This is a genomic window from Streptococcus sanguinis (assembly GCA_013378335.1).
In the GTDB taxonomy this organism is placed as follows: Bacteria; Bacillota; Bacilli; order Lactobacillales; family Streptococcaceae; genus Streptococcus; species Streptococcus sanguinis_I.
Window position 1 is genome coordinate 1,804,192 of sequence record CP040556.1, and the last position, 21,787, is coordinate 1,825,978.

The 21,787-nt window shown below is 44.1% G+C and carries 22 protein-coding genes and 4 pseudogenes; 3 read left to right on the top strand and 23 right to left on the bottom strand.

Translation table 11 applies throughout. From position 1 onward, the window contains the following. Window positions 1–61 precede the first annotated feature (61 nt). The 5 genes and pseudogenes from FFV08_09255 to FFV08_09275 all read right to left on the bottom strand — a co-directional run bounded on the left by FFV08_09255 (window position 62) and on the right by FFV08_09275 (window position 3,781). Window positions 62–889: an amino acid ABC transporter substrate-binding protein gene (locus FFV08_09255; GenBank protein QLB52767.1), complete on the bottom strand. Its 828-nt coding sequence runs from the start codon at window positions 887–889 to the stop codon at window positions 62–64. Window positions 890–1,007: 118 nt separating this feature from the next. Then, entirely contained in the window at window positions 1,008–2,150 is a 1,143-nt protein-coding gene (locus FFV08_09260; GenBank protein ID QLB52768.1) for an amidohydrolase, read from the bottom strand. Between the two features lie 112 nt (window positions 2,151–2,262). Next, a pseudogene (locus FFV08_09265) lies at window positions 2,263–2,385 on the bottom strand (DUF4352 domain-containing protein). A gap of 141 nt (window positions 2,386–2,526) precedes the next feature. Then, entirely contained in the window at window positions 2,527–3,243 is a 717-nt protein-coding gene (locus FFV08_09270; protein ID QLB52769.1) for a YebC/PmpR family DNA-binding transcriptional regulator, read from the bottom strand. Between the two features lie 268 nt (window positions 3,244–3,511). Beyond that, entirely contained in the window at window positions 3,512–3,781 is a 270-nt protein-coding gene (locus FFV08_09275) for a hypothetical protein (protein ID QLB52770.1), read from the bottom strand. 49 nt (window positions 3,782–3,830) lie between these two features. On the opposite strand from FFV08_09275, the gene FFV08_09280 reads away from it, so the two are divergent. Next, on the top strand, window positions 3,831–4,028 hold the full coding sequence (locus tag FFV08_09280; protein QLB52771.1) for a hypothetical protein: 198 nt from the start codon (window positions 3,831–3,833) through the stop codon (window positions 4,026–4,028). 90 nt (window positions 4,029–4,118) lie between these two features. Here FFV08_09280 and FFV08_09285 read toward each other — a convergent pair whose 3' ends face one another. The 9 genes from FFV08_09285 to FFV08_09325 form a co-directional block, all read right to left on the bottom strand. Continuing rightward, complete coding sequence (locus FFV08_09285; GenBank protein QLB52772.1) at window positions 4,119–4,922, bottom strand: hypothetical protein; 804 nt, start codon at window positions 4,920–4,922, stop codon at window positions 4,119–4,121. A 200-nt stretch (window positions 4,923–5,122) separates the two neighbouring features. After that, window positions 5,123–6,223 (bottom strand): nucleotidyltransferase, encoded by a 1,101-nt coding sequence (locus FFV08_09290; GenBank protein QLB52773.1) that lies wholly within the window; start codon window positions 6,221–6,223, stop codon window positions 5,123–5,125. A gap of 1 nt (window position 6,224) precedes the next feature. Then, entirely contained in the window at window positions 6,225–6,959 is a 735-nt protein-coding gene (locus FFV08_09295; GenBank protein ID QLB52774.1) for a class I SAM-dependent methyltransferase, read from the bottom strand. Window positions 6,960–7,033: 74 nt separating this feature from the next. Next, on the bottom strand, window positions 7,034–7,399 hold the full coding sequence (rsfS, locus tag FFV08_09300) for a ribosome silencing factor (GenBank protein ID QLB52775.1): 366 nt from the start codon (window positions 7,397–7,399) through the stop codon (window positions 7,034–7,036). A gap of 9 nt (window positions 7,400–7,408) precedes the next feature. Continuing rightward, window positions 7,409–8,011, bottom strand: coding sequence for an HD domain-containing protein (locus FFV08_09305; GenBank protein ID QLB52776.1), 603 nt, complete (start codon window positions 8,009–8,011; stop codon window positions 7,409–7,411). Continuing rightward, a complete protein-coding gene (locus FFV08_09310) occupies window positions 8,008–8,640 on the bottom strand; it encodes a nicotinate-nucleotide adenylyltransferase (protein ID QLB52777.1) in 633 nt (210 codons plus the stop codon). Before FFV08_09310 ends, FFV08_09305 begins: the two co-directional genes overlap by 4 nt. A 28-nt stretch (window positions 8,641–8,668) precedes the next feature. After that, complete coding sequence (gene yhbY, locus FFV08_09315; GenBank protein QLB52778.1) at window positions 8,669–8,980, bottom strand: ribosome assembly RNA-binding protein YhbY; 312 nt, start codon at window positions 8,978–8,980, stop codon at window positions 8,669–8,671. Between the two features lie 106 nt (window positions 8,981–9,086). Beyond that, window positions 9,087–10,193: a ribosome biogenesis GTPase YqeH gene (gene yqeH, locus FFV08_09320; GenBank protein ID QLB52779.1), complete on the bottom strand. Its 1,107-nt coding sequence runs from the start codon at window positions 10,191–10,193 to the stop codon at window positions 9,087–9,089. A gap of 2 nt (window positions 10,194–10,195) precedes the next feature. After that, window positions 10,196–10,705: a YqeG family HAD IIIA-type phosphatase gene (locus FFV08_09325; protein ID QLB53295.1), complete on the bottom strand. Its 510-nt coding sequence runs from the start codon at window positions 10,703–10,705 to the stop codon at window positions 10,196–10,198. Window positions 10,706–10,857: 152 nt separating this feature from the next. On the opposite strand from FFV08_09325, the gene FFV08_09330 reads away from it, so the two are divergent. Next, complete coding sequence (locus FFV08_09330; protein ID QLB52780.1) at window positions 10,858–11,484, top strand: TVP38/TMEM64 family protein; 627 nt, start codon at window positions 10,858–10,860, stop codon at window positions 11,482–11,484. Between the two features lie 67 nt (window positions 11,485–11,551). Here FFV08_09330 and FFV08_09335 read toward each other — a convergent pair. Then, window positions 11,552–12,471: pseudogene (locus tag FFV08_09335) on the bottom strand (EamA family transporter). On the opposite strand from FFV08_09335, the pseudogene FFV08_09340 reads away from it, so the two are divergent. Continuing rightward, window positions 12,408–12,611: pseudogene (locus FFV08_09340) on the top strand (hypothetical protein). The pseudogenes FFV08_09335 and FFV08_09340 sit on opposite strands and share 64 nt — an antisense overlap. On the opposite strand, the gene FFV08_09345 reads toward FFV08_09340, so the two are convergent. The 8 genes and pseudogenes from FFV08_09345 to aspS all read right to left on the bottom strand — a co-directional run bounded on the left by FFV08_09345 (window position 12,569) and on the right by aspS (window position 21,633). Next, window positions 12,569–13,615, bottom strand: coding sequence for a 2,3-butanediol dehydrogenase (locus FFV08_09345; protein QLB52781.1), 1,047 nt, complete (start codon window positions 13,613–13,615; stop codon window positions 12,569–12,571). The pseudogene FFV08_09340 and the gene FFV08_09345 overlap by 43 nt on opposite strands. A gap of 121 nt (window positions 13,616–13,736) precedes the next feature. Next, on the bottom strand, window positions 13,737–14,093 hold the full coding sequence (locus FFV08_09350) for a hypothetical protein (GenBank protein QLB52782.1): 357 nt from the start codon (window positions 14,091–14,093) through the stop codon (window positions 13,737–13,739). A 135-nt stretch (window positions 14,094–14,228) separates the two neighbouring features. Next, window positions 14,229–15,416, bottom strand: a complete 1,188-nt coding sequence (locus FFV08_09355) for a PASTA domain-containing protein (protein QLB52783.1) — start codon at window positions 15,414–15,416, stop codon at window positions 14,229–14,231. 24 nt (window positions 15,417–15,440) lie between these two features. Continuing rightward, entirely contained in the window at window positions 15,441–16,346 is a 906-nt protein-coding gene (locus tag FFV08_09360) for a GIY-YIG nuclease family protein (protein ID QLB52784.1), read from the bottom strand. A 146-nt stretch (window positions 16,347–16,492) separates the two neighbouring features. Further along, window positions 16,493–17,925: pseudogene (gene gatB, locus FFV08_09365) on the bottom strand (Asp-tRNA(Asn)/Glu-tRNA(Gln) amidotransferase subunit GatB). After that, on the bottom strand, window positions 17,925–19,391 hold the full coding sequence (gene gatA, locus FFV08_09370) for an Asp-tRNA(Asn)/Glu-tRNA(Gln) amidotransferase subunit GatA (protein QLB52785.1): 1,467 nt from the start codon (window positions 19,389–19,391) through the stop codon (window positions 17,925–17,927). The pseudogene gatB and the gene gatA overlap by 1 nt, the downstream one beginning before the upstream one ends. Further along, on the bottom strand, window positions 19,391–19,693 hold the full coding sequence (gene gatC / locus FFV08_09375) for an Asp-tRNA(Asn)/Glu-tRNA(Gln) amidotransferase subunit GatC (protein ID QLB52786.1): 303 nt from the start codon (window positions 19,691–19,693) through the stop codon (window positions 19,391–19,393). Before gatC ends, gatA begins: the two co-directional genes overlap by 1 nt. Before the next feature lie 203 nt (window positions 19,694–19,896). Beyond that, on the bottom strand, window positions 19,897–21,633 hold the full coding sequence (aspS, locus tag FFV08_09380) for an aspartate--tRNA ligase (protein ID QLB52787.1): 1,737 nt from the start codon (window positions 21,631–21,633) through the stop codon (window positions 19,897–19,899). Window positions 21,634–21,787 lie beyond the last annotated feature (154 nt).

Sequence of the window (21,787 nt, forward strand, 5' to 3'; positions counted from 1 at the left end):
TATCGTATTTCTTGTATCAAAGTCTAGTCGGCCAAATGCAGACCGAACTTGATGGGATTTCTTACTTGATGTCTTTTGCATCTGGCAGGTAAGAGCCGCCAAAGAATTCTTGTGATAGTTTTTCAAGCGTACCATCCTCATAGAGTTCTTTGATTCGCTTGTTGACAAATTTTTGCAAGTCTTCCTGACCGCTTGCAATAATCGGATAAACATAAGGCTGCTGGTCGCTTGGAAGTTCAATCACTTCCAGATTATCCAAGCCTTGATCTTTGATAATAGAGTCTACAGTTATGCGCTCAAAAATCTTATAGTCCGTACGGCCGTCATTCAGATTGGCCAAGATTTGCTGAATGGTTCCATCCGTATAATTGATTTTTGTCGGATTATCGCTATGTTCCTTGTTGTAGTCCTCTAGCTGCTGAGCTGTTGAAGTCCCCTGAACAACCTCAGTAGACTTGCCGCCAATGTCATCCAGCGATTTGATTCCCTCACCCTTACGGACAACTAAAACTGTTGGATTTTTCGCATAGGGACTAGCATAGAGATATTTGTCAGCCCGTTCTTCAGAATAGCTGATATTATTAGCACCGATCTGGTAGCGGTCGCTGTCCAGACCTGAGAAAATAGATGCCCACTTGGTCTTATTGAAATTGACTTCATACTTGTCTGAGTCCTTAAAGATAGCACGAAGGACTTCGATCTCATAGCCAGTCAGATTGCCGTCTTTATCCTCGTATGAAAATGGTTTGGTCGTTCCCACTGTTCCGACTTCTACCTTTGTTTTCTCTGTTTTCTTCTCACTTGATGATGAGCAAGCCACCAAAGCACCAAGGGCCAAGACACTGACGGCTGCCAGAGAGAAGTATTTCAAGGTTTTCTTCAGGTTCATATTTCGAATTCCTCCTAAAAAGTCTTTCTTTATCATATCAAATAAGAAGAAGCTTGACCATTATATATTTTTTATGGAGGTGATAGCTTTTCTTTATCAGCTCTGAGGCAGTCATTTACTAGACTTTCTGCCTGTAGTGCTGCAGGAGAAAGAGGGCACTTTCGACATAGTAAGGAACGGAAATTTTGAAGGCTTCGTCGTCAATAACCATGCTGTCATGATGGAGATCAGGAGCATTTTCCGCACCATTTGAGCCGATAAAGGCAAAGACGCCTGGAAGCTTCTCCTGATAAAAGGCAAAATCTTCTCCAGCCGAGGATGGGCTGGCAGGCAGGACCTCTGCCAGATTCTGTGAGTGCTCATAAAGCAGCTCAGCCAATTCGGGGTCATTATAGGTCACTGGCGGAGTATGGTCCCAAGAAATCCTGACCTGAGCTCCAAAATTCTCAGCTGTATTCTCTACAATTCGGATAAAGTCTTCCTTGAGACGCTGCTGCAAGGTCGGATTGAAGCTGCGAATCGTTCCTTCAAAAAAGCCCGACTGCGGCAGTACATTCCAAGTTGCCCCCGCTTCTATATGAGTTACAGACAAGACAGCCGCTTCAAAAGGAGACACTGTGCGGGCCACTAGAGCCTGCAGGTTTTGAATCATACTGGTTAAGGTCAATACTGTATCAACACCCAAATCTGGTCTAGCCGCATGGCTGCTGACTCCTTCTACCTCCACCTTGAACTTCTCAACTCCAGCCATCATGGCTCCCGCTTTAAGTGCCAGCTGTCCCGGCTTAAGCTGAGGCATATTGTGAAAGCCGATAATAGCAGACACATCGTCCAATAGGCCAGTAGCAAGAACCTGGCTGGCTCCCTGAGAAGTTTCCTCAGCCGGCTGGAAGATCAGACGAACTGTCCCTCTCAAATCACTTTCCATAGCCTTGAGCAGCTCCGCTGCCCCCAAAAGGCTGGTCTGATGAAAATCATGGCCGCAAGCGTGCATGACGCCTGATTTCTGACTGGCATAGGGCAGACCTGTCCGCTCCAAAATGGGCAGAGCATCGATATCTGCTCTCAGGGCAATAACCGGCCTGCCAGAGCCAATCTCGGCAACTAGGCCAGTTTTCAGACCGGTTTCTAAAATCCTAATCTCCAAATCTTCTAAATAGCCTTTTAGAAAAGCTGTCGTTTCAAATTCCTGCCCAGACAGCTCTGGATGCTGATGAAGATAATGTCGCGTTCGCATTAGTTTATCATAAAATTTTTTCATGGCAGACTCCTTTACTCGAATACACCTATCTACCATCCAGTATAGCACAAAGCTGAACGCGGAAACAAAAATAGAGAGCCAATCATCAATCATTAGCTCTCCAATTTTAGAATTATGATATATCACCTTCAAAAGAGATGACAATAGATTCATAAGAAAAATCATGCTCCAAGACCCACTTGCCATCTGTCTTTACAAATTTCAACTGATAATCTCGTTCTGGGGTTTGGAGCAAAGCACAGGCCGTCAAGCTCATCTCTTTAATAAGTTAATACTATGACTTTTGTACTTTACCATACTTAGCTGCACTGGTAAATACAGTTTGATATTTCTCATTACAGAAAAACCTGTAGCTCCAACTACAGGTCAAGTTTCTTTAGAATCCATCTACATTCGTATAGATTTTTTGGACATCTTCGTCATCTTCTAAAACGCTATATAGTTTTTCAAAGGTTTCGAGGTCTTCACCGGTCAACTCTACTTCAGACTGAGGAATCATTTCAAGCTCAGTTACTTGGAATTCCTGAATACCAGATTCACGCAGAGCCACGATGGCCTTGTGAAGGTCGGTTGGCGCTGTATAGACAGTGATGCTTCCTTCTTCTGCTTCAACATCATCAACATCCACATCCGCTTCCAGCAGCTGCTCAAAGACGCTGTCAGCGTCGTCACCCGCAAAGACAATCACGCCTTTATTATCAAACAAATAGGCAACTGAGCCACTAGCTCCCATATTACCGCCATTTTTACCAAAAGCAGCACGGACATTGGCTGCAGTCCGATTGACATTTGAAGTCAGTGTATCGACAATCAGCATAGAACCGCTTGGCCCAAATCCTTCATAGCGGCCTTCAGTAAAGGTTTCGTCAGTGTTTCCTTTTGCCTTATCAATGGCCTTGTCAATGACATGCTTCGGCACTTGAGCCTGCTTAGCTCGGTCGATAACGAATTTCAAAGCTGTGTTAGACTCTGGATCTGGATCACCCTTTTTAGCAGCTACATAGATTTCCACACCAAACTTAGCATATACTTTTGAGTTCGCGCCATCTTTGGCCGTTTTCTTTGCCACAATATTGGCCCATTTACGTCCCATTGGAGATTCTCCTTTTGATAAATTACATTTTTAATCTTTCTTATTATAACACAGGGAATCAGAAAAATCACTAAGAAAAAATGATAGCTTCTAGAAGATTCTGGTTGTATTCTTCAACTTCTGCTGGGCTGAAATCGAGACAAAATTGATTTCAGTTTTCAATTCCATAAAAAATCCAGTCGCTCAAAGAGCAACTGGACGATAAATTCTATTTCCCGAATCCGGCAGGTCTGTCATAGCGGACCTTTACCGAAATCCATCAAAAATATTACTGATAATTTTTCACAATAGTCAAATCCGGTTTGCACCTGCTTAAGCAGGCAAAAACATCCTCTATTCTGCCATCTAAAAAAGTGACATCTACTCGAACCGACTTGCCATGATAAGGCTTGACATATAGGTAGTCTCTCCGATAGTACTTGACTCCCAGTCGAAAAGAAGCCTGCCCATCAGAAGTTCTTCCCCAAGCCGGCCGGTAAAAGACACTTTCCAGCTGATTCCAAGCAAAGCTATGCTCTTTCAAAAAAGCTCCTCGCACGGTCAAGCCCCATTCTGTTCCCGCAAGAACAAAGCACTTTTTACTCAGCTTGCGTCCCGCATGGATTATTATAAAAATTTCAAGTAGACAGACTAACAGAAAGGTAAGAAAAGAAGGCAAACCGAATGAAATAATTCCTGCTCCAGGCATAGCTTTATCAATTGAAAACAAGAGCAGGCAAGCTAAAGCACCGAAAATGATGCCTGATACTAAGAAGACAGATGCCAAGATTACTATGGTCAAATAGAGTCCTCTACGGTAGCGAAAAGCAAACAATAAAGGCATGACTTTTCCTTTCTTTCTCAGCTAATAGTTTAGAAGCTATTCTGTCAATGCTTTACTGAGGCGCCTTAAACTCATCTTCATCTATAGTGTTCCAGTCAGAATAATGAGTATCTGTTTGAACATCCATACTACCTTTTTCACCTTTATAAGATAAACCTAGCTTAAAGTCTTTTAAGAATAAGGTCTTTTTATCCAAGCGTACCTCTAACTTCTTATCCATATCTGCCTGAGTAACACCTGACAGCTCTAGTTTGAATTCTTCACCAAAAAGCCCTAGCAAATCAGCATTTTTACTGCTTAATTTAAAGACATATTCATCACCGCTTTCCTTTACAGTGACATCATCAGCCATTTGATAAAAGCCATCCATGAGTTTGAAATAATCGGGCTGAACATAATAATCTGCCCCGCTTCCCATTTCTTGCTTAGACCATGTTCCATTTTTAGAAGAACGAGTATACAAAAGTTTATCCTGTCCGCCCGGCATAATCGCTTCTTGATAACTCTCCTGGCCGCTCTCTTTTCCATCTATTACTAAATGTCCCTTGGCCAATTCATCAGTGCTTTTATCATAGAGAAGGTCTCCGCTCATCGTTTGAGTTTTATTGGAACCATCTACAGTGATAGATAGTTTTACCTTCATTTTCATTGAAGTTAGATCTTCATTCGCAGTTTCTGCTTTCTCCAAGAGTTCTTCAATATCGTCAGAAGAAGTATTCTTTTGGCTCTCACGGGAACTATTCTCAGTCACACCCTGATTCTTTTGAGAATGCTTCTGCCCAATCAAGCTACAAGCCCCTAAACTAAGCGTCAGTAAAGCTGTAAGGGCCATAAAGGTAATCTTTTGAATTTTCATGAGTCTTCCTCCTTTGAGACATGGATATGAAAGATAATCATTCAATCAAGCTCAGCAAAGTTTTATTGACCGAATATTAGCTTTCATACCTACAGTCAAGCCACTAAAAAGCAAATCATGCTCCTTAGTGAAAACAAGTTTATTCATTTATTATACCATTTTTTCTGTACTATCACAAATAAAGCAAAAAGACTGAAGATTCAGCCTTGCTTGTCTTTCATAATCGGAACCCGTCCAAAGTTCTGTTCCTTAAGTGCAGGATTGCCTAGCTGATAGATCTTATCAGCCTGCTGGGTCACACTGTCCCATGGCACCTTGCCGATACGGCTGACCAGTTCCACTTTTCCCTTGAATCTGGCCAGATGCTGGCGTCCCTGCTCGGAGAAACCCAAGATATGGATTGCTGATGGAAGCTCTTCTTGTCTAGCTCCGACCAGGATATAGGTCAGCAGACGCCGAACCCGAGCCTTGGTATAGCGCTTGGTCGCCACCTGCTCGACCAGCTCTTCTATAGTCTCACTGCTTTTCAAGGCCTCTCTAATCCTAACGGCCAACTCCTGATTGACCTGATAAAAGTCCGTCAAATCCGGACAGGTCACTATCTGGTAACGGAGATAAGGAAAAAGGTCCGACCAGGTCACCTTGGGGGCAATTTCAAGCAAGTGATGAGCTGGGGTGAATTTTTTGAGAAAGTCTGGCTGATCCAGATTCTGACGAAGGGCTGTCGCTGAGGCAAATTCCTGATTAGCTGACAAGGAATGATAGCCAGCCCCCTGACGTTGAATGGGACACAGCTTGATATCCTTTCCCGCCACAGCCTTGGCATAAGCCAAGCCCAAGATATGATTGGGAGTAGAGCCTGAAAAATTGAGCCCTGCAAATTCCTGCCACATGGCCTGAGTCTTCTGGGGATAGGATAGGGAATCAGGCAGGCCAGCCAGATAAGCCTCCATCTGCTCTGCCTTTTGACCATAGACCCTCGAAATGCTCTCATAGTCCAACACTTCCTCGGTCCCAAAAGTCAGCTGTTCGATACCCAGTCTCTCTAAGAGGTCTACTGCTCCCTTAGCGAAAAAATCTGCCGCCTGAACGCTGACCAAGAAAGGCAGCTCAAGGACCAGATCGGCTCCAGCTTCCAAAGCCATCTGTGCCCGAGTCCACTTATCCACGATAGCCGGCTCCCCTCGCTGAACAAAATTACCGCTCATAGCAATGATTTTCAGACCAGAAGCCTGCTCCAGCAGATATTTGTGCCCATTATGAAAAGGATTAAACTCTGCGATAATACCGGTAACTGTCATCTCATTTCTCCGCCACAAAGAACCAGCGAGCGCTCTTGTCAGTTGGCTCCTTGTCCTCAAAGTCCGCGTAGACCTTGACATTCTTAAAGCCAGCCTGCTCCAGCAAGATATCATAGGTCAGAATCTCATAGGTCCGCTCCTCATGCACCTCATCATGGCGCGTGAAACGCCCATCCTCATCTTGGACAAAGAAGGTCAACTCATGCACGATAGAATGAGGCGGTTCGTCCGCATAAGAATCCCACACCATGGCAAAAGTTTCAGCATTTTCATGATAAGAATAGCCTGGAAAAACCTCATCAATCTGGTAAATTGAGTGCACATCAAAGATAAAGCGACCGCCCTCATTTAGATGCTGGTAGACTTGAGTGAAAACCTGACCGACATCAACTTCATCCTCCATATAGCAAATCGAGTCCGAATAACAAGTCACCAAATCAAACTGACCGACGCAACTCAAATCCAGCATATTACCTTGTATAAAGGGAATGTCAAAACCGGCCTCTCTGCTGCGCTTCTCTGCCAAATCCAGCATTTCCTGACTCAGGTCCAACCCCGTCACATCAAAACCAGCCTGCTTAAAATAAATAGACTGAATGCCTGTTCCACAGGCCAGCTCCAGCAGCTTTTTCTTATCCTTGGGAAAATGCCGCAGGCTGAAATCCGTCCATTTCTCATACAAAGAATCATCCATAATCGCATCGTAAACCGACGCGAAGGTTTCATAAGTTGCCATACTTTTCCTTTCAAAAATAGCCCAGCCAGCAGGCTGACTGAGCCGAATTCTACTTTCTGTCCAAGGGCAAAAAATCACTTGTTTTTTTCTTCCAATAAGGCTGCAACGTCCACACCAGTTGCTTCGTGCCAGAGTTTTTCCAGATTGTAATGCGCCCGCATTTCCTCAGAAAAGACATGGACGACTACACCACCCAGGTCCAAGAGAACCCAACCACCAGCTGCGTCTCCCTCAACATGGCCAGCAGAAACACCTGCCGCAGCAGCTTTCTCACAGATATTTTCAGCGACTGCATCTAGCTGACGGCTGTTCATAGAGCTGACGATGACAAAGTAGTCTGTCACAGTAGTCAGACCTTGCAAGTCCAAAGCCACAATATCTTCTGCACGCTTTTCATCGGCCGCCTTCACGACCAGTTCCAATAATTCTTGTTCTTTCATAGTTCCTCTTTAATTTTCTTCTATTTCCTTCAAATACCCTACAAAGGCATTGTAGGTCTCCAAGGTCTGCGGGTAGATAGGGATTCCTTTGTGAGCCAAATGCTCCACTGTCCTTGCTGTTTCATAAGCCACAGCTAGATTGAGCGACCGCTGAGCCAAGTCTCTAGCCTTGTCTACTCCCGGAAAGTCTCGGTTATGCTCAATGTAATCGGCCACATAGACGACCTTGTCTAGCTCAGACATGGTGCCACTACCCACTGTATGAATCTCGATAGCTCGCAGAATCTCGGCATCTTCGATGCCTAAGTCTTCCTGAATCTTGTAAATGCCCACCATGCCATGCCAGACATTATTGCCCCAGTTTTTCAGGTCAGGATCCAGCTGGTATTTGTCAATCAAGGATAGGAAATCCTCATCCGAGACCTTTTTAGCATAGTCGTGCAGGAGTCCTGCTAGACCCGCTTTTTCGACATCAAGACCGAAGCGCTCCGCTAATTCACGGGCAGCCTTTTCCACACCTAGACAATGCCGCAGGCGCTTCTCTGACATAACGGTTTCCATCTTAGCCAGCAAGGCCTCACGGCCCATACTGATATAGCTTTCATAGGTCATAGATAAAGCCCTTCTTTCTCAATATAGTCTAAGACTGGCTGAGGTAGCAGGAAATTAGGAGTCCGTCCCTGAGCCAGAAAATCCCGCACCATACTGGAGGAAATATCCATAAGCGGTACATCCACCCAGATGACAGAGTAAGAAGTCCCAGCCTTGTAGCGCGGCCGCTGAACACCGACAAACTGAACCAGCTCAACCAGCTCATCAATGCGGTACCACTTGGGCAGATAGTCCACCATATCCGCACCGATGATAAAGTAATAGTCCGTATCTGGATGTTGCTCTGTCAGCAGCTTCATGGTGTCGTAGCTGTAACTGATTCCCTTGCGTTCTAACTCAATAGGCTCAATCCCTAATCCTGCAATGCCCTCGATAGCCAGCTCCAGCATTTTCAGCCGATGCTGTTCATCGATGGTCTCTTTCTTATCCACATGCGGCGGCTCGTACTCTGGCATGAGCAGGACCTGATCCAAGCCTAACTGTTGGCGGACCTGATCCGCCACGACCAAATGAGCATGGTGGACAGGGTTGAAATTCCCACCTAAAATGCCAATCTGCTTGCGTTTTTTATCTTTAACTTCTGGTTCTAATTCCACCTTGGTAAAGGGGGTCAGTAATTCAATAGCCATAGGCTGACATCTCCACAGAAATTTTTCCTTAAATTTGCTTGACTTTGACAGAGAGTTTACGATTTTCCTTCTTGCTGGACTGCTTGTAGAGAATCAAGATCCGGCCAATCTTCTGCACCGTATCCACTCCGATTTCTTCTTCCAAAATCTCAGCAACTTCATGGATATTCTCATCTGTATTCTGCAAGAGCGTAACCTTGATCAGCTCTCGCGCATCCAGTGCCTGACGGACGCTGGTTTTGATTTGGTCGTTGAGCCCATTTTTCCCTATCTGAATGATAGGTTTGAGACTATGTGCCTGACTGTTGAGAAAGGCGCGTTGTTTTGATGTTAGTGTCATGTTCTTCTATAAGGCTTGAGCCAGTTGGGACCTGCTTTTCCCCTACTGTTCATAGCCTTTTCCTTCCTTATTTTAAGGAGATTTATTCCCCTTGGTGTCTTGAGTATTATATAATAGCTTTCCGAGTGACAACCGCCACACCCTCTGGCGCCCAGCCAGCTACTCGAGCAGGACCACTGACGCGAATCCAACCCAGACCAGAGAAGACGATATCTGTCTTGTCCTTGATAGTAAATTCATGCTTGACCAAGGCTGGAAATTCTTCCTTTTCCTTACCAACTGGCGGCACCAAGAGACTGCCAACATGCTTGTCATAAAAGCCGCTGGCACCTTGCAACTTAGTCCGGTGGAGCTTGAGCTCATTGTCAAAATAAGCCGTGAAGCCCTGCTTGTCACCTGCCACAAAGTCGAAACGGCCTAAACCACCCAAAAAGAGGGTTTGCTCTGGATTAAGCTGGTAGGTTTTGGGTTTGATTTCCTTTTTAGGACTGATGTATTTGAGATTCTTAGCAGAAAGATAGTGAGCCATCTGGTGACGATGGATAATGCCCGGTGTATCATAGATATGACTGCCGTCTGCTAAAGGAATCTCGATTTTGTCCAGAGTTGTACCCGGGAAACGCGAAGTCGTAATAATATCCTTATCACCCGTGATTTCCTGAATAATGGCGTTAATCAAAGTGGACTTGCCCACATTGGTCACGCCGACCACATAAACATCACGTCCCTTACGGCAATGCTCAATCTTGTCAATCAAGTCCTTGATGGCCTGCTTGTTCTGAGCAGAAGTCAAGACCACATCAACTGGACGTAGGCCTTCTTCGTGAGCCCGCTCCGTCAGCCATTGGGTCACCTTGCTGTCCTTGACCGATTTAGGCAAAATATCTTTTTTATTCCCGACCAAGAGAACATCATTTCCTGCGACAAAGCGAGGCAGACCAGGAATGACCGAGCCATTAAAGTCAAAAATATCGACAACATTGACGACCAAGGCGTCGCTATCTCCAACCTCATGCAGAAGCCGCAGAAAGTCATCATCCGTCAGCTGGACATCGCTGATTTCATTATAATGGCGCAGGCGGAAACAGCGCTGACAATAGAGTTCACCTGTCTCCAAGCCTTTTTCTAGAGCTGATTGGGGCGTGTAGCCTAGCTTACCCTTATCTTCTGTCTGAATAGTGGCTCCGCAGCCGATACAGAGAAGTTCTTCCATGCTTAAATTCCTTTTTTGTATTGAATTGGGCCGTATTTTTCAGTTATTTTTTTGAGCACACGGCGTTCACGCGCCCGATTGATTTGGGTCTTGATAGAGTCGTGTTCAACCAGCGGTTTGACCAAAATGGAACGAATCCCGGCCCGATGAGCTGCCCGAATATCCGTCATAAGCTGGTCGCCTACCATGACCACTTCATTTTTTTTAAAATGAAAAAGCTTGAGCGCTCGGTCAATTCCCCAAGTGAAGGGTTTCATAGCCCCGTAGACATAGTCAATTTCAAACTTTTCAACGGCCCGCTTGACCCGTTTTTGATTGTTATTGGACACCACGATAATCCGAATGCCAGCATCCCGCAAATCATGGAGCCACTTCTTCATCTCTGGGGTTCCGTCAGGATTATTCCAAGCAATCAAGGTGTTATCCAAATCCACCAAAACCGCTTTGATCCCCTGTCTTTTCAAACTCTCTACTGTCAAATCGTAAACTGCCTCGACCACAAAGTCCGGCATATAATCTTCAATCGCCACATCTCTCTCCAAAAATTCGTATTCTCATTATTATAGCATAAAATGGGCTTTTTGGCACCTTCAGTCTCAAAGGTTACAAAAAGGACAAAAAATGATATTATAGTGGTGATAGTATAAATGTCCTGGAGGATTGTATGACAGAAAAAAACAGGCAGATGCAGGCTGTTTCCCCTCTTTTGCAAAAGATTATCAACTGGTCGTCCACTATTGGCGCTCTAGGAACGGTGGCCTTTTGTCTTTGGGCCTATTTCGCTGGCGTCCTCCAATCCAAGGAAACTCTCTCAGCCTTCATCCAGCAGGCAGGCATCTGGGGTCCACCTCTCTTTATCTTGCTGCAGATTCTACAGACGGTCGTGCCCATTATCCCTGGCGCCCTGACCTCAGTCGCTGGTGTTTTCATCTACGGCCATATCGTCGGCACCATTTATAACTATATCGGCATTGTCATTGGCTGCGCCCTGATATTTTATCTGGCGCGCACCTATGGTCCGGCTTTTGTCCAGTCTGTCGTCAGCAAGCGCACCTATGATAAATATATCGGCTGGCTGGATAAGGGGAATCGCTTTGAGCGCTTCTTTATCTTCATGATGATTTGGCCCATCAGTCCAGCCGACTTTCTCTGCATGCTGGCCGCCTTGACTAAGATGACTTTCAAAAAGTACATGCTGATTATCCTTCTCTGCAAACCCATAACTCTCGTCATCTATACCTACGGACTGACCTATATCATTGATTTTTTCTGGAAAATGGCCTCCAAATAAAAAGAAGTTGGATCAACTCAACTCCTTTTTTATTTATCCTTTTTGTCTCCCATATATAATGGTTCAACTAGGAGAGGTTGCAAGACTTTTTCTTCTTTTGCAGCCATAAATCTTTAAGGGAAATGAGCGAAACAGCTATTAAAATCATAGCAATCCCTACCAGATCAAGGACATAAAAACGCTCATTCATCAGAAAAAAGGCAAAGAAGACCGCTGAAATAGGCTCAGCGGAAGCTAGAAGACTGGATTTGACAGGGCCTATCAGGGAAGTACCCTTTAAAAAGACCGTGCAGGAAAAGATGGTCCCAACTACTACGATTCCCACCAAGGCTAACAGAATATTAGGACTGAGATCCCACTGGTGCTGAGCTAGACCGCTAATGGGAAGTAAGAGAAGCCCTGCCATGGTCATTCCAATGCCAATCACCAGTATACTGCCCCATTCTTAATCAAGTCAATAGAGAGCAAGATGTAAAGCCCATGTGTAAAAGCTGAAAAAAGACCAACCAATAAACCTTTAGGAGTAATGGCTAACTGATTCAGCTGACCGTGGGTCGCAATCAAAAAGGTGCCTCCAATCGCTAACAGCATAGAACAAAGCTCCGATACTGTAGGCGCAACCCGATCCTTGATACAGACATAGGCCAAAATCCCTATTGGGCAGAGGTATTGCAAGACCGTCGCTGTACCTGCATTGGTTTCTCGAATGGCCTCCAAGTAGGCAAATTGGTTGAGAAATATGGCAAAGAGGGCAAAAATAAAAATAGAAAACAAGGAAGACTTATCTTTTAAGAGATTCCGAAAATGGTCCCGATTTGCCAAATAGGCCACACCCATCAAGGCAAGGCCTGAAAGCAGCAAGCGGAGATTGGTCAGCGCTAACGCAGAAAAACCATGCCCTAGCAGATATTGGCCGCTAGTACCAGAAAATCCCCAAGCAATTCCAGCAGCTAATGTGTAAATTGTTCCTTTCAAAACTTTTGACATCCTAAACCCTTTTCTATATCTTTGCTTATTATAGCACAAAGCATAAAGAAAAATCAGCCAGTTTTGACTGATTTTCATCTCATGGTTAAGCAAAGATTTATTCCGGCGATACCAAAATCTTGATCTGCGCCTTGTCCTGAGTCAGCTCAATAAATCCTTCTTGTACAATATCCTCCAGCTTAATCTTCTTGGTCACAAGCTTATCCGCAGAGAAGTAGCCCTGCTCCATCAGCTCCAGCACCTTAGGAAATATATGCCGATAGGCGATAATGCCCTTGAGTGATTTTTCTTGAATAGCAAATTCATTTGGATTAATGCTAGCTTCTCGTTCCCAGATAGAAACCACCATACATTCTCCAGCCTTGTGAACAGCAGCCAAAGCCTGCCTCAGCACAACCGGCACCCCGGTCACTTCATAAGACACATCTGCCCCGCCACCAGTTAAACGATGAATAGCAGCTACCACGTCTTCGCCTTCTTCTGGACGCACAATGATGGCCCCAAGCTCCTCAGCCTTGGCTTGACGTTCCGGAGATAACTCAACACCATAAATCTTAGAAGCGCCTGCCGCTCGCAAAGCCTCTACAATCAAGAGTCCAATTGGTCCCAAACCGAAGACCACCGCAGTATCGCCCGTCTTAAGAGCTGACTGACGGACCGCGTAAACTGCCACAGCAGCAGGTTCTGTCAAGGCTGCCTGCTCATAGCTAAGACTGTCTGGAACTTTGTGAACAATGTCTCCATCCAAAACACAGTACTTGGCAAAACCACCGTCTGCCGCCAGACCGACAAAGTTTAGATTGGGGTCCAGATTGTAATCACCGACAAGATTATGTTTAGCCAAAATGGGCTCAACTGTCACCCGGTCGCCAACTTTGACCCGTGTCACAGCACTGCCGACCTCAACAATCTCCCCAGCAAACTCATGTCCCAAGGTTACAGGCGCTTTCTGCCCAGAGTAGATATGCTCTGTTTCTGTCGGAATAAAAATCGGTCCGTCCAAGTATTCATGCAAGTCAGTTCCACAGATTCCTGTGAACTTGACCGCAATTTTAACCTGATGCGGTTTGACTTCCGGTACATCCACTTCTTCAATACGAACATCTTTAGCGCCATACCAACGTGCAGCATTCATTTTTGCCATAAACATACCTCGCTTTATAATTTGTTAGTTTTATTGTAAACCCTTTCAGAAATCTTGTCAAAAGATTAGCTACTTTTTCAAAAAATAACATACAAAAAACCAGCATCAGCTGGTCATAGACTTATTCTACAATTCTAGCAGAGTAGAAAGGAAGAAGGAACATTAAAACAATATAAAGAATCAAGAGAATCGCACGAAGTAATCCACCAAATAGAAAAGCAACTACTAAAGTTCCCAAACAAATAGAAAAATTAGTAAAATTTGTTTCAATCAGCAAGGTTTGCCCTGCTTTAACTGTCACTGGCTTGGTTTTCATAGGAGCTGCTCCTACACGAACAACAGCTTCTTCTCCCTCAATAGGAAAAATAGCCTCGTCACCATTCTTAATTGCGCCAACTTTCTGATCATTGATAAAGATTGGAAACTTTCCAATAATCCCTACAAAACCTGTCCCGCGTTTCACTTTGATTTCCGACATAAAAGACTCCTTTGTTTTTTAATTATTTTAACATAGAAAACTTGAGACTACAAATAGGGGAATTATAAAACAGCAAAATATCAATAGCATGCATATTACAAATTAACAATTCCATTCGTTAACTGATATTTATAATCAATGCTCAGAAGAACTAGAGCTACTAGAATGGTTTTCATCATCAGATGATGAACTGTTTTTAAAGCCGCTAGAAGATGATGACGAGCTTGTTGACGATGGTGTCGTTGCTTCTGTCACGTAAAGAGTGATTTTTTCATTAGACTTGAGGTCAATTGTCTGACCTGCCGCTGGTGACTGGGAAGTTACCAAGTCTGCCTGAGTCGAAGTGACCGAACGGTCAACAACTCGCTCAATTCGAGACGATGAAATTCCCATTTGAATCAAGTAAGAACGTGCATTAGCGTAGGTGTACTGCATGCTGCCAAAGTCAGGCATGGCCACACTAGACACTTCTTTCGCTACTGTCAGCACAATCTGACGATTAGAAGTCAAATCATAAGTAGAACCAGCAGTCGGAGACTGGCGAATCACCTGACCAGTCTCGTACTCGTTCGACTCCTCCTCAACAATTTTAATCAATTTCCCAGAAATCTTATGATTCGTTTTCAGATCCTCAACCACTGCTGATTTTGCTTGACCAACATAGTTCTCCATAGTAAATGTTTTTTGATTAGCTTCACTTGCAGCACTATTATTTTTTGTCTTGTCTATTTTTGAATCCTTCTTTGATGAAGAACTAGCATTAGAACTAATCGATGAAGTTTGATCACGTACACTCTTGCTACTTAATTTATTTGACATCCAAGCAGTTAAGGCTATTACAAGAAATATAAGAAAAACACTTCCTATGATAACTCGCTTAATGAAACTTTTTCTGCGTTCTATTTTAACTGTTTGTTGCTTTTCTTTTTCAATTCTCTGAAGTTTTTGTTCATATTGTTTTAAGAATTGCTGTCTCTTCTCTTCTTCAATTTGTCTTATTCTTTCTTTATCTTCTAAATAATCATTATATTCCTGCTCAGCTTCGGCAATTAAAATTTGATACCGCTGTTGTTGACTAGTATCATTCGATTCAGCCCATCGCTTTTTTAATTCTAGAATTTTATCTTTGTATTCTTTTTCTTGCTCTCTGTCTGCTACTTCTATTATTCTCTTTTCTTCTAAACGTAAAAGTTCTTCATACTGAGCCTCTATTTTACGATAATGTTCTTCTTTTGCTTTATTCCCTTCATCTATTAGTCGGTTATGCTCATCAATTTTACTATTTGATTCATCAATCAGTCTTTTCTTTTCCCAATCTTCCATATTATCCCCCGTTTTATTTTTATCCTAATTCGCATTATAGCCAAATTCTCTTGACTGTAGCACCTTTTTCCAATACTTTTCACGATTAAGCGCTTTTTGTTTTCCCAATTCATTCTTAGAAAATATTTCTAAAATAGAATACTGAAAATGTTTTTTTATATAATCGATTCCTTTTTTATCCACAATCTCTTTCAATCTCTTATTGGGATATTTATTATCTTCCAGCTCTAATCTATCATATCCATCGTTCAAGTAAGCTGACCAACGTCCATAAACTCCATTTTCCCCATAAGCAGAGCCTACATAAAGTTTTCCTGTTTTTGTATCAGTAATAAGATAAACGCCATAAACAGTTGAAAGATGCTCTCTCCAAGTTCTATTATTCCAATGTGTCTTCAACTTTTCGTAAGTCATAGACAAATTTTCATAACCGGGAAAATCTATTGTTTTTTCAAAATAAGAACGATTCGCTATCTCAGCAACTTCAACAAAATCAGTACGCCTACGGTCAACATAAAACCAAGATTGCCCTGTATTTGTATGGTCGACAACTAATTTTTCTATATATTTATCGTAATCTTCAATTCTTTCCGCTAGAGCATATTTCACATCACGGTTGCCATAAGCCACTTTCTTTACTTGACTATCTTTTTCCTTTATAAGATAAGCACCAACAAAAAGCCATTTATGATATTCTACTTCAATAAACTGAAATTGAATATCGTCATTTCTATTTCTACTTTTCTTCTCGCTACCATCACTCAAAATCCAAGGCAGAAAATCATCAGATTGATTAATATAATCTACTACAAAATTATAATCTCCCCAATTTTTATTAAAGCGTAGCTTTATCCGACGCCCTTTAAACTCTGGTCTAGCCAACAAGTCATCAAATTGAAAGATATCCTTCAACAAAATTTTTCCTTCCATAATCTACCTCCCTTAAAAACAATTTTATTTGTGTTTCCTCCTTAATTATAATCCAAAGTTGTCACTTGGTCAACGTTTTATACAGTTGATTTTTTTAGATTTCTCCACAACAAAAACCAGCCTCTTGACTGGTTTTCTACTTATTTCTACAATTTCTCCAACTCTTCATTGAGCAGTTTTTGTGCTACTTGTGGGTTGGCTTGACCCTTAGTGGCCTTCATAAGCTGACCAATTAGTGACTTGGCCGCATTCTTATTGCCCCCTTATAGTCATTGATCGCTTTTTCGTTGTTGGCAAATACTTCTTGGATAATTGGCAGAAGTTGGGCAGGGTCTGAGATTTGAATCAGACCTGCTTTCTGCACATATTCCTTGGCAGAACCACCATTTTTAGCTAGATGGACAAAGACCTTCTTAGCAATCTTAGAGGAAATCGTTCCGTCTGCAATCAGAGCAATCATCTCAGTCAGGTTCTCAGGTGTCAGCTCAATCTCAGAGATGGTCTTTCCTTCGGCATTGAGATATTGAGCCACTTCTCCTTGGAGCCAGTTAGAGACAGCCTTAGCGTCACCGCCTGCTGCAAGAGCTGCTTCAAAGAAGTCTGACACAGCCTTCGTCGCTGTCAGCTGCTTGGCATCGTAGTCAGACAGACCGTAGTCGCCCACATACTTGGCACGGCGTTCTTTTGGAAAGGCTGGCAAGCTGCTGCGAACTTGCTCAATCCAAGTATCTTCAATCTCAAAGATTGGCAGATCAGGCTCTGGGAAGTAACGGTAGTCCGCTGAACCTTCCTTAACCCGCATGAGCAGGGTTTCGCCAGTCGCTTCATCATAACGACGGGTTTCCTGACGGATTTGACCACCGCTACGTAGGATTTCTGCTTGGCGTTTTTCCTCAAATGCCAGACCCTTACGGACAAAGTTGAAGGAGTTAAGGTTTTTCAGCTCAGTCTTAGTACCAAACTCTTCCTGTCCGTAAGGACGGATGGAAATATTGGCATCGACCCGCATGGAGCCCTCTTCCATCTTGACATCCGAAATACCCGTGTACTGGATGATTTCCTTGAGAGCAGTCAGATAGGCATAAGCTTCTTCTGGACTGCGCATATCTGCTTCCGATACAATCTCAATCAATGGCACCCCTTGGCGGTTGAGATCCACATAAGAGTAGCCATCGCTGCCGTGGGTATTCTTTCCGGCATCTTCTTCCAAGTGGGCCCGCTCGATACGGATTTTCTTGGTCGTGCCATCTTCTAGCTCAATCTCAATCCAGCCATTGTAGCCAATCGGCTCATCAAACTGAGAAATTTGATAGGCTTTGGGATTGTCCGGATAGAAGTAATTCTTGCGGTCAAAGTGCATCTTCTGGTGAATATCCATGTTCAAAGCCAGAGCAGCTTTGATACCATAGTCAATAACACCTTTATTCATAACAGGCAGCACACCTGGGAAGGACCAATCGATGATATTGGTGTTGGCATTTGGATCTTCACCAAAGTGAGCTGGAGCCGGTGAGAAAATTTTTGAATTGGTCTTCAATTCAACATGGACTTCCAGTCCGATAACTGTTTCAAAGTTCATTATTTTTCACCTCCAAAGATAACTGGCTGCTGTTTGTGGTAGTCAGTCGTCGCTTCAAATGCTGCGGCTGCCTGATAGATGGTCGCTTCATCAAAGTGGTTACCGATCAGCTGCAAGCCGACTGGAAGACCATCTGCAAAGCCAGCTGGGATTGAAATGCCCGGCAGACCAGCCAGATTAACTGGAATGGTCAAAAGGTCAGCCAGATACATGGCCACTGGATCCTGGTTTTGACTGCCTAAGTCATAAGCAACAGTCGGTGCAGTTGGACCTAAGATCAAATCATATTTTTCAAAAACCTTAGCAAAATCTTGCATAATCAGAGTCCGAACCTGACCAGCTTTCTTGAAGTAAGCATCATAGTAACCAGATGACAGACTGAAAGTTCCAAGCATGATGCGGCGTTTCACTTCTTCACCAAAGCCTTCGCTGCGAGATTTGACATAGACATCTTCTAGATTTTCAATTCCTTCTGCACGGTAGCCATAGCGAATACCATCAAAACGCTGCAGGTTAGAGCTAGCTTCAGAAGAAGCAATGATATAGTAAACAGCCACGCCGTACTTGCTGTGAGGCAGACTAACTTCTTCAACGATAGCTCCTAGACTTTCCAAGTGCTTCGCTGCTGCCAGAATCGTTTCCTTGACCTTGCTGTCAATTCCCTCACCCATGTATTCCTTAGGCAGGGCAATCTTCATGCCCTTGATGTCTTGGCCAATCTTGCTGGTAAAGTCTGGCACTGCCTCTTGTGATGATGTAGAATCCTTAGGATCATTACCAGAAATAACATTCAGAAGCTGTGCATTTTCCTTAACCGTTTGAGAGAAAGGCCCAATCTGGTCTAAAGAAGATCCAAAAGCAATGAGACCAAAACGAGAAACCCGTCCGTAGGTTGGCTTGAGGCCGACTACACCGTTAAAGGAAGCCGGCTGACGAATAGAACCACCCGTATCTGACCCCAGTGACAGACGAACCTGACCAGAGGCAACAGCTGTCGCTGATCCACCAGATGATCCACCTGGAACCTTGCTGCTGTCCCAAGCATTCTTAGTCGTCTTAAAGTAAGAGTTTTCACTGGATCCACCCATGGCAAACTCGTCCATGTTGGTCTTCCCGACGATAATCATGTCCTCACCATAAAGCTTCTCCACGCTGGTCGCATCGAAAATAGGCTTGTAGTTGTAGAGGATTTTAGAGGCAGCTGTCGTCAAGATTCCCTTGGTTGAGATATTGTCCTTAACCGCCAGCGGAATCCCACTCATAAGATTATCGGCGTCAATGCCCTTAGCATCCAGAGCCGCGGCCTGAGCCAAAGCTTCCTCTTCACTGACAGTAATGAAGCTGTCCACAGCTCCTTCACGTTCTTTGATGTCTGCCAAAGTTGCCTGAGTTAACTCTACCGCAGAAATTTCTTTCTTGACCAGCAAGTCGTGCAGTTCTTCAATGGTCTTGTGATTAAAAGTCATTAGGCATCTCCTCCGTCATCTAGGATGGCAGGCACTTTGATGTAGCCCCGCTCTTTTTCAGGTACATTTTGGAAAAGCTCTTCCCGGCTCCAGCCTGGCTGAGCCACATCTTTTCGCATATAGTTGATATTGGCAGCTACATTAGAAGTGAAAGGCACACCCTCCGTGTCCACTTCATTGAGCAATTCGACCATGTCGACAATCTTGGTTAAGGTCGTCGCAAACTCAGCAGTTTCTTCTGGTGAGAAAGCCAGTTTTGACAGCTTAGCTACGTGACTTACTTCTTCTTGAGTAATCTTCATCTCTGATTCCTTTCATAAGATATGTGAGCTTTAGCGACTGGAAATAAGAATTTCTAGATGACATCTTTATTTCCAAGCTTCAGCTCACCTTTACTTTGACAAGCCAGGGACGCTGATTTATTTGCCATCCACTAGCTCTTTTCTTCAGCTTCTTCCTGCCATTCTTCAGGAATTCGCATCATTTCATTTTACCATATTTCAGGCTAATTCTTCAATTCCAAATGCAGTTCTTTGAGCTGTCTTTGGTCCACCAAACTTGGGCTTTCCAGCATAGGATCAAAGCCAGTACCATTTTTCGGAAAAGCGATGACTTGGCGGATATTTTCTTCCCCAGCTAAAATCATAACCAAGCGATCTAAGCCTAGAGCCAAGCCGCCGTGCGGTGGGAAGCCGTATTCTAAGGCTTCTAGGAAGAAACCAAAGTCCCGCTCATAATCTTCTCGGCTCATGCCCAACAGTTCAAACATCGCTTCCTGAGCCTTCCGATCATGAATCCGCAGACTCCCTCCGCCAATCTCATAGCCGTTTAAGACGATGTCGTAAGCGTGGCTGCGGAATTGGTCTGGCTCTTGTCCATCTTCAAAGATTCCCTGTGTGAAAGGATGGTGCATGGCTTGATAGCGGTTTTGGTCTTCATTCCATTCCAGCAGCGGCCAATCCACAACCCAAAGGAAATGAAGCAGACTCGGGTCAATCAAATCCAAAGCTTTTGCGACTTCTATACGCAAATGTCCCAAAGCTTCCTGAGCCCGGCGCTTCTTAGCCATGACTAGCAGGATGAGGTCTCCATCCTTGGCCTCAAAACGTACCTGCAAATCCTGACTTTCAGCCTCAAAGGTACTAGCCAAATCACCAACTAACTGGCCATTTTCAACCTTTAGACTGGCAAAACGACTGCAGCCAAATTCCTTCATTTCCTGATAGTAGTGACTCAGCTGTTTCTTGCTAAAAGCACTAGCCGCATCTGGCACACAGATTCCCATCACTTCCTCTTGGTTATCCAGAGCTTTCTTGATGAGAAGCGAATCATTGGACTGACACAAATCTGTCAAACTCTTTAGCTCTAAACCAAAGCGAGTGTCTGGCTTATCAGAACCAAATCGACTCATAGCCTCTTCATAGCTGATAGTCGGAAAAGCTTCCGTCAGCTCTAAACCATGAGTTTTCTTGACAACAGCCTTGAGCATAGCTTCAACCAGATCTCGGATTTCTTCCTCGCTGGCAAAACTCAGCTCTAAGTCCACCTGGGTAAACTCTGGCTGACGATCGCCTCGCAAGTCTTCGTCACGGAAACAACGAACAATCTGATAATAGCGCTCAAGGCCAGCTCCCATAAGCAACTGCTTGAGCATCTGTGGGCTCTGCGGCAAGGCGTAGAACTGATTTTTAAAGACCCGACTAGGCACCAGAAAATCCCTAGCCCCTTCAGGTGTCGACTTGGTCAGATATGGCGTCTCCACTTCCAAAAAGTCCAAACCGTTTAAATATTCCCGAATGGTTGAGGTGATCTGGTGACGTAGTTTGAGGTTATGTGTCATCTTCTCACGGCGCAAGTCTAGATAGCGATATTTCTGACGCAGGTCTTCTCCTGTATGGGCATGCTGATCCAGCTCAAAAGGCAGGGCCTTGCTGCTAGCAATAAGCTCAATCTTTTCAGCCCTCAACTCAACTTGACCGGACTTAATAGCCTTGTTGACAAAGCGTTCTTCTCGCTGAACTACTTGCCCTGTCACTGCAATGACATCCTCTTTGCCAATGTCTTCCAGTTTAGCAAAATCTTCAATCTCACCGCCGACGAAGACCTGAAGCAAGCCTTCGCGGTCCCGCAATTCAATAAAGGCCAGCTTACCATGATTGCGGATATTTGCCACCCAACCTTGTGCTGTCATAATCTGTCCGACCTGCTCTAAACCATAGTTTCCGATAAAAATTTCTTTCATGTTCTTTCCCTCTCAAATCAATTTGTAGCTCCGCCCTGTTGTTCAGGATATTAGCAACATTCCCTCATCGTCTTCACCTGACCTACCGCAAAATAAAAAGCTTCCGTCTCTAAAACAGACGAAAGCCGTGGTACCACTGTTATTCGCTGCCCTA